The organism is Bradyrhizobium sp. 45 (assembly GCF_023073155.1).
GTDB classification, from domain to species: Bacteria; Pseudomonadota; Alphaproteobacteria; order Rhizobiales; family Xanthobacteraceae; genus Bradyrhizobium; species Bradyrhizobium canariense_D.
In genome coordinates, this window is the sequence record NZ_JADPIX010000015.1 from 49691 (window position 1) to 63265 (window position 13575).

A 13575-nucleotide genomic window follows, 5' to 3' on the forward strand; every position below is an offset into this window, starting at 1 on the left:
GTTTGAAGGCAGGACGGCATGGTATATCGACGCCGCACACCAACGCAGATGCAGGCCGCAACCGAATCGGTTGCCGTGGCCCCGACTGCGCCGGTGGCGCGCCCGGCGAAGCCTCGCGCACGCATGATGCGTCAATATGACCTCGTCGAGCGCGTCAGGTCCTACAATCCCAACACCGACGAAGATCTGCTGAACCGCGCCTATGTCTACGCCATGAAGGCGCACGGCTCGCAGACCCGCGCCTCGGGCGACCCGTACTTCTCCCATCCGCTCGAAGTGGCGGCGATTCTCACCGACCTGAAACTCGACGACGCCACCATCGTGGCTGCGCTGCTCCACGACACGATCGAGGACACCGAAGCGACGCGGGCCGAGATCGACCAGATCTTCGGGCCCGAGATCGGCGCGCTGGTCGAAGGGCTGACCAAGCTGAAGCGGCTGGAGCTGGTGTCGCGGGAAGCCAAACAGGCCGAAAACCTGCGCAAATTGTTGCTGGCCATTGCCGACGACGTCCGCGTGCTCCTGGTGAAGCTCGCCGATCGCCTGCATAACATGCGCACGCTGGACTTCGTGCCGACGGAATCGCGACGGCGCATTGCCGAGGAGACGCTCGATATCTATGCGCCGCTGGCCGGGCGCATGGGCATGCAGGAAATGCGCGAGGAGCTGGAGGACCTGTCGTTCCGGACCCTCGACCCGGAAGCCTATTCGGTGGTGATGCAGCGGCTCGATGCGCTGGCCGAGCGCAACCGCAATCTGATCGGCGAAATCGAGGACCAGCTCTCCAACAATCTGCGCCACCGGGGCTTGGGCGCGCGGGTCTATGGCCGCCGCAAGAAGCCATTCTCGATCTGGACCAAGATGGAGCGCAAGTCGGTCGGCTTCGAGCAATTGTCCGACATCTTCGGCTTCCGCGTCGTCGTCAACGACATCGAGGCCTGCTACCGCGCGCTCGGCATCGTCCACACGAACTGGCCGGTGGTGCCCGGGCGGTTCAAGGACTACATCTCGACGCCGAAGCAGAACGACTATCGCTCGATCCACACCACCGTGATCGGCCCCGGCAACCAGCGCGTCGAGTTGCAAATCCGCACCGAGGCGATGGACCAGATCGCCGAGCGCGGCATCGCCGCGCACGTGTTCTACAAGGAAGGCGTGGGCTCGCCGACCGAATTCCTCAAGCGCGAGTCCAATGCGTTCGCCTGGTTGCGCCACACCATCGGCATCCTCTCGGAGAGCGCCAACCCCGAGGAATTCCTCGAGCACACCAAGCTCGAGCTGTTCCACGACCAGGTGTTCTGCTTCACCCCAAAGGGCAAGCTGATCGCGCTGCCGCGCCATGCCAACGTGATCGACTTCGCCTATGCCGTGCATACCGACGTCGGCAACAGCGCGGTGGGCTGCAAGATCAACGGCCAGTTTGCGCCGCTGTCCTCGGAGCTCCAGAATGGCGACGAGGTCGAGGTGCTGACCTCCGAAGCGCAAGCGGCGCCGCCGTCCGCCTGGGAAACGCTCGCGGTCACCGGCAAGGCGCGCGCCGCAATCCGCCGCGCCACCAGGACTGCGGTGCGCGATCAATATGTCGGTCTCGGCCGGCGCATCGTCGAGCGCCTGTTCGAGCGCGCCAAGATCGAATATGCCGACGACAAGCTCAAGGGCGCGCTGCCGCGGCTGGCACGAACCTCGATCGAGGACGTCATGGCGGCTGTGGGACGCGGCGAGATCAAGGCCTCCCACGTCGCGCGTGCGATGTATCCCGACTACAAGGAGGAGCGCATCGCGCGCTACGGCGTCAAGAAGGGGCTTGCCGGCAAGCTCAAGGAGAAGTCGTTCGAACCGCCGCGCACCCCGGTCGCGATTCCGATCCGCGGCATCAATTCCGACCTGCCGGTGAAGTTTGCGCCGAATGGCGGCGCAGTGCCCGGCGACCGCATCGTCGGCATCGTCACGCCGGGCGAGGGCATCACCATCTACCCAATCCAGGCGCCGGCCCTGAAGGATTTCGAAGAAGAGCCGGAGCGCTGGCTCGACGTGCGCTGGGACATCGAGGACTCCGCGCCGCAGCGCTTCCCGGCCCGCATCAAGGTCGAGAATGTCAACGAACCCGGCGCGCTGGCGCAGATCGCGACCGTGATCGCCGAGCACGACGGCAACATCGACAACATCAGCATGCAGCGCCGCTCACCGGACTTCACGGAGACGACGATCGATCTCGAAGTCTACGATCTCAAGCATTTGAGCGCGATCCTGGCCCAGCTGCGCGCGAAGGCGGTCGTCGCCCGCGCCGAACGTGTTAATGGATAGACGCCTTCCGTCATGGTCCATTCCTATGATTCCGTGAGTCCTGAAATGCCTGCACCTCCGCTCCGCCTCGGCGTCAATGTCGACCATGTCGCGACCCTGCGTAACGCGCGCAGCGGCCGCAATCCCGATCCGGTGCGCGCGGCGCTGCTGGCGATCGAGGCCGGCGCCGACGGCATCACCGCTCATTTGCGCGAGGATCGCCGGCACATCCGCGACGAGGACATGGCGCGGCTGAAAGCCGAGATCTCCAAGCCGCTTAATTTCGAGATGGCGGCGACCGAGGACATGATGCGTATTTCGCTCGCCACCAGGCCGCATGCGGTGTGCCTCGTGCCGGAGCGGCGCCAGGAGGTGACGACCGAAGGCGGGCTCGACGTCGTCGGCCAGCACAATGCGCTGGCGCCTTATATCGCGCGGCTGAACGATGCCGGCATCCGGGTGTCGCTGTTCATCGCGGCCGATCCCGCCCAGATCGAGACGGCGGCGCGGCTGCGCGCACCCGTGATCGAGATCCACACCGGCGCCTGGTGCGACGCCGTCGTCGAGGGTCACGCCGACAAGGCCGAGGCCGAATGGCGGCGGATCGTGGCAGGGGCGAAGCTGGCGAAAGAAGCAGGGCTGGAGGTTCACGCCGGACACGGGCTGGACTACGCGACAGCGGAGACGATCGCCGGCTTGCCGGACATCATGGAACTCAACATCGGCTACTACATGATCGGCGAAGCCCTGTTCGTCGGTCTCGCCGAGACGGTTCGCAGCATGCGCGCGGCGATGGACCGCGGCCGGAGCCGGGCATGATCATCGGCATCGGCTCCGATCTGATCGACATCACCCGGGTCGGCAAGGTGATCGACCGCCATGGCGAGCGCTTCCTCGACCGCATCTTCACCGCGGCCGAGCGGGCCAAGGCGGAGCGGCGCGCCAAGAACGAGAAGATGGTGGTGGCAACCTACGCCAAGCGCTTCGCCGCCAAGGAGGCCTGCTCCAAGGCACTCGGCACCGGCATCAGGCGCGGCGTGTGGTGGCGCGACATGGGGGTGGTCAACCTGCCGGGAGGGCGGCCAACCATGCAATTGACGGGCGGGGCGCTGGCCCGGCTCCAGGCCCTGACGCCCGAAGGGTTCGCGGCGCAGATCGACCTGTCGATCACCGATGACTGGCCGCTGGCACAGGCCTTCGTCATCATTTCGGCCGTGCCGCTGGCCAAACCCTGACGGTGCTCCGATAATTTTATAATTCGCATTCAAAATCAAGCGCTTATGCAGTTTTGACGCGATCCTTGATTGCGTGGTCTCCGACAACCGTCTAAAAGTCCGCGGACGCAAATCAGGCTGGGCGAATTCGGCTTTACGCCGGAATTGGCCCTCATTATCAGAATCAGGACAATCTCCTTGGGCCGCGAGCGATGGGCTGTTCGCGGGAGGAGGGCGCGCTGTGACCGCCCGCCGGAATTGAGAGAGCAATGAGCGTGACTTCAGGAACGAAAACTGAGAGCGGCATCGGCGAAACGATCCGGGTCGTGATCCACGCTCTCCTGATCGCTCTGGTGATCCGCACCTTCCTGTTTCAGCCGTTCAACATCCCATCCGGCTCGATGAAGGCGACACTGCTGGTCGGCGACTATCTGTTCGTCTCGAAATATTCCTACGGCTACAGCCATTACTCGATCCCGTTCTCGCCGCCGCTGTTCTCGGGGCGGATCTGGGGCTCGGACCCGAACCGCGGCGACATCGTCGTATTCCGCCTGCCGAAGGACGATTCCACCGACTACATCAAGCGCGTGATCGGCCTGCCCGGCGACCGCATCCAGATGCGGGACGGGCTGCTCTACATCAACGACACGCCGGTCGAGCGGCAGCGCATGAGCGAATTTGTCGGCGAGGACCCCTGCGGCGCCGAAGGCAGCGGCGTCTCCCGGGTGAAGCGCTGGAAGGAAACGCTCCCGAATGGCGTGTCCTACGAGACGCTGGACTGCGCCGACAACGGCTACGTCGACAACACCAACGTCTACACCGTGCCGACCGGCCACTTCTTCATGATGGGCGACAACCGCGACAACTCCACCGACAGTCGCTTCCTCGGCCAGGTCGGCTACGTGCCGCAGGAGAATTTGATCGGGCGCGCCCAGATGATCTTCTTCTCGATCGCCGAAGGCGAGCATGCCTGGATGTTCTGGCGCTGGCCCTGGGCGGTGCGCTGGAATCGCTTCTTCAAAATCGTCCGATGAAAGACGAAGCCAAGGACATCGCGATCCTACCGACCGAGGCGCAAGCGGGCCCCGACGGCGAAGCTGCGACCAAGACTCTTGATACCAAGACCCTTGAGGTCAAGACGCCTGAGATCAAGACGCCCGCAAAGAAGAAGCGGGTGCGGAGCAGCAAGGTCAGGGGCTCGGATGCGAATGCGGGGCTCGAGGCACGCATCGGCTACAGCTTTGCCGATCCGAACCTCTTGATGCAAGGCATCACGCATGTCTCCGCGCTGAAGTCCGGGCGCAAGCGCGGCGACAGCTATCAGCGGCTGGAATTCCTCGGCGACCATGTGCTCGGGCTCGTCGTCTCCGACATGCTCTATCACGCCTTCCCGAACGCCGACGAAGGCGAGCTGTCCAAGCGACTTGCCGAACTGGTGCGCAAGGAGAGTTGCGCCGATGTCGCCAAGTCGCTCGGTCTGCTCGACGACATCAAGCTCGGCTCGGTCGGCTCCAGCGCCGACGCGCGCCTGCGCAAGAGCGTGCTCGGCGACATCTGCGAGGCCGTGATCGGCGCCGTCTTCCTAGACGGCGGCTACGCGGCAGCGGCCGATTTCGTCAAGCGCAACTGGACCGAGCGCATGCACAAGCCGCGACGTCCCTTGCGCGATCCCAAGACCGTTCTCCAGGAATGGGCACAGGGCAAGGGATTGCCGACGCCGGTTTATCGCGAGGTCGAGCGCACCGGCCCGCATCACGATCCGCAATTCCGCGTCGCGGTCGACCTGCCGGGGCTGGCACCGGCGGAAGGCATCGGCGGCAGCAAGCGCGCGGCAGAGAAAGTGGCAGCTTCAGTGATGATCGAACGTGAAGGCGTTGGCGGCGGCAATGACGGTTGAAGCAAGCGGCGAGGCGCCCACTGCCACGCGCTGCGGCTTCGTCGCGCTGATCGGCGCGCCGAATGTCGGCAAATCCACGCTGGTCAATGCGCTGGTCGGGGCCAAGGTCACGATCGTCTCGCGTAAGGTGCAGACCACGCGCGCGCTGATCCGCGGCATCGTGATCGAGAACAACGCGCAGATCATCCTGGTCGATACGCCCGGAATCTTCCTGCCCAAGCGCCGGCTCGACCGCGCCATGGTCTCGACCGCCTGGAGCGGCGCGCATGACGCCGACCTCGTCTGCGTGCTGCTGGATGCCAAGGCCGGCATCGACGAGGAAGCGGAGGCAATCCTCACCAAGGTCGCCAGCGTCAAGCACGAGAAGATTTTGGTCATCAACAAAGTCGACCTGGTCCAGCGCGAGAAGCTGCTGGCGCTGGCGCAGGCTGCCAACGAGCGCATGGCCTTCGCAAAGACGTTCATGATCGCGGCGATCTCCGGCGACGGCGTCGATGACCTCAGGCGTACACTGTCCGAGATCGTACCGCCGGGGCCGTTCCTCTATCCCGAAGACCAGATGTCGGACGCGCCGATGCGGCAGCTCGCGGCCGAGATCACGCGCGAGAAGATCTTTCGCAAACTGCACCAGGAACTGCCCTACCAGTCCACCGTCGAGACCGACAAGTGGGAAGAACGCAAGGACAAGTCGGTGCGCATCGAGCAGACGATTTTCGTCGAGCGCGAAAGCCAGCGCAAGATCGTGCTCGGCGCCGGTGGCGCCACCATCAAGTCGATCGGCGCGGACTCGCGCAAGGAGATCGGCGAGATCCTGGGCGTGCCGGTGCACCTGTTCCTGTTCGTCAAGGTGCGCGAGAACTGGAGCGACGATCCCGATCGCTACCGCGAGATGGGCCTGGAATTTCCCAAAGAATAACCAAGAAAAGATCGGTCGACGATGAGCGTACCCAGCAACGTACGGCGCTTCGAAGCGTTGCTCTATGCATCGTTGATGCTGGATGCCTTGTCGGTGGCGGTGCAGGACCGCACGCCGACTGCCGAGATGACCGAACAGATGATCATGACGTCGTCGCTGCTCGCCGGCGGCATGATCCTGCTGCTGGTGTATTTCGTCCGGCTGGCCGCGCACGGGCGCAAGAACTGGCCGCGCTGGGTGCTGGCGGCAGCGCTCGTGCTGTCGGTGATCTCGCTCGGCCAGATCATCGGCGAGAAAGGCATGGAACTCGACAGCGCCATCGAGATCGTCTCCTGCGTGCTGACCGCGATGGGATTGTATTTCTCGTTCCGCGGCGACGCGCAGGGCTGGTTCAACGCGTGAGGCCGTGTCGGGTGGATTGGCGGCGCGCAATTCACCTTCCAGGCGTGCCCCCGCGATTGGCCGATTAGGCCTTCGGCCAATCCGCCCTACGATTGAAGACCGGAATCCGCTAGACTTCACCGATGGAATGGACCGACGAAGGCATCGTGCTGGGGGTGCGGCGGCATGGCGAGAGCAGCGCCATCGTCGAGTTGCTAACCCGTGCCCACGGCCGCCATCTCGGTCTCGTCCGCGGCGGCGCCGGCTCTCGGATGCGTCCGTTGCTGCAGCCCGGCAACAGCCTCCGCGTGGTATGGCGGGCGCGGCTCGACGAGCATCTCGGCACCTATGCCATCGAGGGCCTCAAGCTGCGGGCGGCGACGCTGCTGGGATCATCCCACGGCGTCTACGGCATCACCCATCTCGCCTCGATCGCGCGGTTGCTGCCGGAGCGCGATCCGCACGAAAACCTCCTGGCGCTGCTCGAACATTCGCTGGACGATTTCGACGACATCGGCAGCGCGGCCGTGCACGTGATCCATTTCGAACTGGCAATGCTCACCGAACTCGGCTTCGGGCTGGCGCTGGAAAACTGCGCGGTGACAGGAGAGACCACCGACCTGATCTACGTCTCGCCCAAATCCGGCGGCGCGGTGTCCCGCGGGGCGGGCGAGCCGTGGCGCGACCGCCTGTTGCGGCTGCCACCGTTCCTGCGCCAAAGCGAGGTGCAGGGCGACCTCACCGATCAGGATCTCCAGGACGGCTTTCGACTGACCGGCCTGTTCCTGCTGCGCCACGTGCTGGAACCACGCGGGCAAGGCCATTCCGATGCGCGGGCAGGCTTCATCAACGCGCTGACGCGACAGCAGGCAAAGGCCGCCATTCCCGCGCCATGAGCTTGGCGCGGCTCTGCGTTGCCTCAGTGGACCAGCCCTTGCTGGAACAAAACTCGGTTCCCCGGACTTGCCATTTTGGGTTCCAACCGGGGATAGCCTCATGCTGATCAAGGGACTTGTGATATCGGCAGCGCTGATTGCGCTGGCGCCGGACGCCCTCGCGGGTGAGCAGCCGGGCGTCTTTCGCCGTGCTTCCTGTACCGTCGTCAGATTCTATGTGGCTAAATATTCCGCTGCAGCCGCAGAGGCATGGGCACGGTCCAAAGGGGCGACGGAGGCCGAGATCGACACCGCGCGGCGGTGCCTGACCAATGCCCCGGCCACCACGCAGGCTAAAGCCGCGCCACCCACCCAGACCTTCACCGCAGGCTGGGCCGGCCAGTAGGCCGCCACAGGGAACCAATCGATCCTTGCCCGATTCGCTTCCACGGTTTAACCGGGCGGCATGGGAAAACGATTGATTCCGCCGGAGGAACCGGCCGAAATTCACGAGGTGCCGCTGCGTGAGGCGTTGGAAGAGCGCTATCTCGCCTACGCGCTCTCCACCATCATGCACCGCGCGCTGCCGGATGCGCGCGACGGCCTGAAGCCGGTACACCGGCGCATCCTGTATGGCATGCGGCTGCTCCGGCTCGACCCGGGCACGGCATTCAAGAAGTCCGCCAAAATCGTCGGCGACGTGATGGGCTCGTTCCATCCGCATGGCGACCAGGCGATCTACGACGCCATGGTGCGCCTGGCGCAGGACTTCTCCTCGCGCTACCCGCTGGTCGACGGCCAGGGAAATTTCGGCAATATCGACGGCGATAATCCCGCCGCCTATCGCTACACCGAAGCGCGCATGACCGACGTCGCGCGGCTTCTGCTCGACGGAATCGATGAGGACGGGGTCGAATTCCGCCCCAATTACGACGGCCAGTCGAAAGAGCCGATCGTGCTGCCCGGCGGCTTCCCGAATCTGCTCGCCAATGGCGCGCAAGGTATCGCAGTCGGCATGGCGACCTCGATCCCGCCGCACAACGCCGCCGAGCTCTGCGACGCCGCGCTGCATCTGATCGAGAAGCCCGACGCGAAGTCGAAGGCCTTGCTGAAATGGGTCAAGGGTCCGGACTTTCCAACCGGCGGCATCTGCGTCGATTCCAAGCAGGCGATCGCTGAAGCCTACACCACCGGTCGCGGTTCGTTTCGCGTCCGCTCCCGATGGGAGCAGGAAGAGGGCGCGCGCGGCACCTGGGTCGTCGTCGTCACCGAGATACCCTTTCTGGTGCAGAAGTCCCGGCTGATCGAGAAGATCGCCGAGCTGCTGGACCAGAAGAAGCTGCCGCTGGTCGGCGATATCAGGGACGAGTCGGCCGAAGACGTTCGCATCGTGATCGAGCCGAAATCGAAGAACGTCGATCCCGCGCTGATGATGGAATCGCTGTTCCGGCTGACCGAGCTCGAAAACAAGATTCCGCTGAACCTCAACGTGCTGATCAAGGGCCGCATTCCCAAAGTCGTGGGGCTCGCGGAGTGCTTGCGCGAATGGCTCGACCATCTGCGCGACGTGCTGATCCGTCGCACCAACCATCGCAAGGCCGAGATCGAGCGCCGGCTGGAGATCCTCGGCGGCTTGCTGATTGCCTATCTGAACATCGACGAGGTGATCAGGATCATCCGCAATGAGGACGAGCCGAAGCCGGCGCTGATCAAGGCGTTCAAGCTCACCGAGGTGCAGGCCGAAGCCATCCTCAACATGCGGCTCCGAAGCCTGCGCAAGCTCGAGGAGATGGAGATCCGCGGCGAGGACAAGGATCTTCGCAAGGAGCTGAAGGGCATCGAGGGACTGCTGGCGTCCGAACCCGAGCAGTGGAAGAAAGTCGGCGAGCAGGTCGGCAAGGTTCGCGACATGTTCGGACCGAAGACCCCGCTCGGCAAGCGCCGCACCACCTTTGCCGACGCGCCAGAGCATGATCTCGCTGCGATCGAGGAGGCACTGGTCGAGCGCGAGCCGGTGACGGTGGTGGTCTCCGACAAGGGCTGGATCCGCACTCTCAAGGGCCATGTCGAGGATCTCTCGGGGCTGGCCTTCAAGCAGGACGACAAGCTCGGATTCGCGTTCTTCGCGGAAACGACCTCGAAGCTGCTGCTGTTCGCCACCAACGGAAAATTCTACTCGCTCGATGTCGCAAAACTTCCGGGCGGCCGCGGTCATGGCGAGCCGATCCGCCAGTTCATCGATCTCGAGCCGGAGGCCGCGCCGGTCACGCTGTTCGTCAACAAGGGCGGACGCAGATTCCTGGTCGCGAGCCACGAGGGCCAAGGGTTCGTCGTCAGCGAGGACGATTGCGTCGGCACCACCAAGAAGGGCAAGCAGGTCCTCAACGTCGACATGCCGAACGAGGCGCGCACAGTCACCGAGGTGATCGGCGACACCGTCGCGGTCATCGGCGAGAACCGCAAGATGCTGGTGTTCCCGCTCGACCAGGTGCCGGAGATGGCGCGTGGCCGCGGTGTGCGTCTGCAGAAGTACAAGGACGGCGGCCTCTCCGACATTGCAGTGTTCGACGCCAAGACGGGCCTGACCTGGAAGGACTCCGCCGGCCGCGAATTCTCCGCGACCATGAAGGAGCTCGCCGAGTGGAAAGGCTCTCGCGCGGACGCCGGCCGTCTGCCGCCGAAGGGATTCCCGAAGTCGAACAAGTTCGGCAGGGGGATCGGGTAGTCGGGCGACAGTCTGGTTCCGCCGGTGCGCGCGGTCTGATACCGTCCGCCATCCCGGTGTTCTGGAACGTTGAGAAGTAGCGCGATGTACGATGTCATTGTTGTCGGCGGCGGCTCGGCCGGCGCTGCTGTTGCGGCGCGGCTCTCGGAAGATCCCGCACGGCGCGTCCTGCTGCTGGAGGCGGGTCTGGACTGGCGCGCCGACGAGGCGCCCTGGGAGGTGATGACGCCAAATCCCATCCCGATCATCCACAAGCGCGAGTACCAGGAGAAGTGGCAATGGCCGGATCTTCTGACGCGCCGTGTGGCCGGCCAGGAGCCGCGCTTCTACTGGCGCGGCAAGGGGCTCGGCGGCTCGTCGATGATGAACGGCCAGATCGCCATCCGCGGCGTCGCTGCTGCGTTCGACGAATGGGCCGCCAATGGCTGCACCGGCTGGTCGGCCACGGACGTGATGCCGTTGTTCTCGGTGATCGAGGATGATCTGGAATTCGGCGACGCCGCCGGCCACGGCCGCGGTGGACCGCTGCCGGTCTATCGGGCGCCGCCGGAAAAATGGGGGCCGATCGACCGCGGCTTGCGCGATGCGGCGTTGGCGAGCGGCTATCCCTGGTGCGCCGACGTCAACGGCCCTGACGGCGAGGGCGTCGCCTGCTATCCCATCAACAGCCGCGACAGCCGCCGCATCACGACCAATGAGGGTTATCTGGAGCCCGCGCGGGGCCGCGCCAATCTGGAAATTCGCGGGCATGCGCTGGTCGACCGCGTGCTGATCAGCGACGGCCGGGCAACCGGCCTCCGCGTCCACATCGAAGGGCAGGGGACCAGCGACATCAGCGCGCGCCAGATCGTGCTGTGCGCCGGCGCCATCCACAGTCCGGCGATCCTGCTGCGCTCGGGCATCGGACCTGCGGATGAGCTGAAGGCGATGGGGATTGCGGTCGAGCGGGACTTGCCGGTCGGCCGGCACTTCTTTGACCATCCGCTGTTTCGCGCCACGATCCAGCTCCACGAAAATCTGCGGCCGACCGATCCGGACACCCGCCATACCAATTGCTGCGTGACCTATTCGTCGGGCCTCGCCGACGGCGGCAAGCGCGACATGATCCTGATCGCCTTCAATCACCGCGGCATCGGCGTGCCGGGCGCGATCGGCGCCGGGCTGTTCAACGCGTATTCGCGTGGTTCGCTCAAGCTGGCCTCGACCGACCCCGCGATTGATCCTGTCGTCGAGGAAAACATGCTGGCCGATCCCCGCGACATGTTGCGCATGAAGGATGCGGTGAAGCGGCTCGCCGTGATCACCTCCCAGCCGGCGCTATCAGGCATCGTCGACTGGATCCGGCTCGCGGACACCGATCTGACGCTGCCGCAAGCCGCGGCCTTGCCGGAGCATGAACTGGATGCGCTGCTGCGCCGTGAGACCGGCGATATCCAGCACGCCGCCGGCAGTTGTCGTATGACCGGCTTTGAGAGCGCCGACGGCGTGGTCAACCCTGACGGCACCGTGAAGGGCATCTCCGGCCTGCGCATCGCCGACGCCTCGATCATGCCATCGGATTGCCGGGCCAACACGCATTTCACGACCGTGGTGATTGGCGAGGCGATCGCGCGGATGATGATGCGTTAGGTTCAATCGTCGTCCGCCATGGCGGTCTGATGAAACGGCGCGCAGACGAAAACCTACCGCTCGACGGCCAAGCCGAACAGCGGTCGGAGATGTGTCCCCAGAATGTTGCCGACGAAAGCCGCCACCAGCCAGCACCAGCCATGCAGGCTGCCCGATGCGATCCCGCTGAAATAAGCGCCGATATTGCAGCCATAGGCGAGCCGGGCGCCATAGCCGAGAAGCAGGCCGCCGATGATGGCGGCGAGGAGCGAGGATGCGGAGATGCGCCATGTCGGATGGAATTTGCCGGCGAGGCCTGCGGCCAGCAACGCTCCCAGGATGATGCCGAAATCCATGACGGAGGTGATGTCGGCGAAGACGCTTTGGTGCAGCGAGGTCGCGCGAGCGCCCTGCCAATAGGGCCATGACGCGACGTCGACGCCGAGGCTCATCAGGATCTTCGATCCCCAGAGCGCGAAAGCGGAGGTGATGCCCCAGGGACGTCCCGCAAGATACAGCGTGGCGAAATTTCCGATCGCGAGCAGGATCGCGCCCCACAGCAGCGGCCATGGCCCCTGCATGAAGCGGCGCGCGCCGCGGAGCTTCGTCCGCGCTCCCGGCTCGAGTTCGCCGTGGCGGCCGATCTCGGCCCTGAGGGTGATGAGATAAATTGCAGCCATAACAGCCCAGCAGAGCACGAGCGCCGGCAGCCATCCGAGCCGTTCGATCAACGAGACGGCGCCGATGTTCGGCAGTGCGCTCCACCACGGCAGATGCAATGCACCGAGCGTCGATCCGGCGATGAAGGCCGCCAGTGTCACAAGCATGCGGGTGTTGCCGCCGCCGGCGGTATAAAGCGTTCCCGACGCGCAGCCGCCGCCAAGCTGCATTCCAAGGCCGAACAGGAATGCCCCGGTGAGCATGCCCACGCCCACCGCGCCGAGCTCGCCACGCACGGCGACGCCGAACAGAGTGCCTTGCGCCAGGGCCGGGAAGAAGAGGGCGGTTGCCAGCACAAGCATGACCATTTGGGCGCGAAGGCCGGCGCCTCGTCGTGCGACAATGAAGACGCGCCAAGCCGAGGTGAACCCGAACAGCGCATGGTACAGCGTCAGGCCAAGTGCGCCTCCGAGAAGAAACAACAATCCCTGTTGCCACGAAATCGTGCCTGACAAGGCCGCTGCGCCCGCCAGCCGCCGCGACAGCGACGACCGTGAGATTGGCGCCGTGCCGGTCATTGTCAGGGGCAAGCAGCCGCGCATCGATAGATAGATCGGTCATGGCTCATCCAAAAGCGGATTTCTTCGGCAGTGAGAGCTAACCGGGGCGAATTCTCCCCGTTCCAATCTTTCGACCTTGGAACTGATGCGATAGCGCTAGCCTGTCATGCCCAGGCTCGACCGGGGCATTCAGTACGCCGCGGCCTCTCTTCTCAAATCTCGACTGTCTCGGGCTACCGGGTCGCCCGGTCAAGCCGGGCGACGACAGCGAGAGTGGGCAAGATTAGTCGTCGCGCCGATGCACGTTTCAAACGGCGGACGAGAGTTCGCGATCTCGCGGCGCGTTCCGCCCGAGTCTTGCGTCGTCGCATCGCCCTCATTGAGACAAGGGCGCAGGGAAGGCCGGGCGCCGGCTGGCACCCGCAGGTCCGTGCGCGATAGAAATGCACACGGGGT

General features: G+C 64.8%; 12 protein-coding genes. 11 read left to right on the plus strand and 1 reads right to left on the minus strand.

The features are described 5' to 3' along the window. The first annotated feature begins 18 nt into the window (after positions 1-18). From IVB42_RS02540 to IVB42_RS02590, 11 genes are all read left to right on the plus strand, one after another. On the plus strand, positions 19-2304 hold the full coding sequence (locus IVB42_RS02540) for a bifunctional (p)ppGpp synthetase/guanosine-3',5'-bis(diphosphate) 3'-pyrophosphohydrolase (RefSeq protein ID WP_026233572.1): 2286 nt from the start codon (positions 19-21) through the stop codon (positions 2302-2304). A 45-nt stretch (positions 2305-2349) separates the two neighbouring features. Continuing rightward, entirely contained in the window at positions 2350-3102 is a 753-nt protein-coding gene (locus IVB42_RS02545; protein WP_026233571.1) for a pyridoxine 5'-phosphate synthase, read from the plus strand. Then, complete coding sequence (gene acpS / locus IVB42_RS02550) at positions 3099-3518, plus strand: holo-ACP synthase (protein ID WP_007611179.1); 420 nt, start codon at positions 3099-3101, stop codon at positions 3516-3518. Before IVB42_RS02545 ends, acpS begins: the two co-directional genes overlap by 4 nt. A gap of 248 nt (positions 3519-3766) precedes the next feature. Next, positions 3767-4531 carry a signal peptidase I gene (gene lepB, locus IVB42_RS02555; protein ID WP_018458408.1) on the plus strand — a complete coding sequence of 255 codons (765 nt, stop codon included), beginning with the start codon at positions 3767-3769 and terminating at the stop codon, positions 4529-4531. Continuing rightward, on the plus strand, positions 4528-5394 hold the full coding sequence (rnc, locus tag IVB42_RS02560) for a ribonuclease III (protein ID WP_085357520.1): 867 nt from the start codon (positions 4528-4530) through the stop codon (positions 5392-5394). The genes lepB and rnc overlap by 4 nt, the downstream gene beginning before the upstream one ends. Further along, positions 5384-6310, plus strand: coding sequence for a GTPase Era (era, locus tag IVB42_RS02565; protein ID WP_018458406.1), 927 nt, complete (start codon positions 5384-5386; stop codon positions 6308-6310). Before rnc ends, era begins: the two co-directional genes overlap by 11 nt. 21 nt (positions 6311-6331) lie before the next feature. After that, positions 6332-6712 carry a hypothetical protein gene (locus IVB42_RS02570; protein WP_018458405.1) on the plus strand — a complete coding sequence of 127 codons (381 nt, stop codon included), beginning with the start codon at positions 6332-6334 and terminating at the stop codon, positions 6710-6712. Positions 6713-6834: 122 nt separating this feature from the next. Next, positions 6835-7587, plus strand: a complete 753-nt coding sequence (gene recO, locus IVB42_RS02575) for a DNA repair protein RecO (RefSeq protein ID WP_085353424.1) — start codon at positions 6835-6837, stop codon at positions 7585-7587. A 100-nt stretch (positions 7588-7687) separates the two neighbouring features. Beyond that, positions 7688-7972, plus strand: a complete 285-nt coding sequence (locus tag IVB42_RS02580) for a hypothetical protein (RefSeq protein ID WP_018458403.1) — start codon at positions 7688-7690, stop codon at positions 7970-7972. 60 nt (positions 7973-8032) lie between these two features. Then, positions 8033-10291: a DNA topoisomerase IV subunit A gene (gene parC, locus IVB42_RS02585; RefSeq protein WP_018458402.1), complete on the plus strand. Its 2259-nt coding sequence runs from the start codon at positions 8033-8035 to the stop codon at positions 10289-10291. An 84-nt stretch (positions 10292-10375) separates the two neighbouring features. After that, positions 10376-11920 carry a GMC family oxidoreductase N-terminal domain-containing protein gene (locus IVB42_RS02590; RefSeq protein ID WP_247396164.1) on the plus strand — a complete coding sequence of 515 codons (1545 nt, stop codon included), beginning with the start codon at positions 10376-10378 and terminating at the stop codon, positions 11918-11920. Between the two features lie 53 nt (positions 11921-11973). Here the strand turns inward: IVB42_RS02590 and IVB42_RS02595 are convergent, their stop codons facing one another. Next, the gene (locus IVB42_RS02595; RefSeq protein ID WP_204511381.1) at positions 11974-13161 is read right to left on the minus strand and encodes a YeeE/YedE family protein; all 1188 of its coding nucleotides are present in this window, start codon (positions 13159-13161) and stop codon (positions 11974-11976) included. Positions 13162-13575 lie beyond the last annotated feature (414 nt).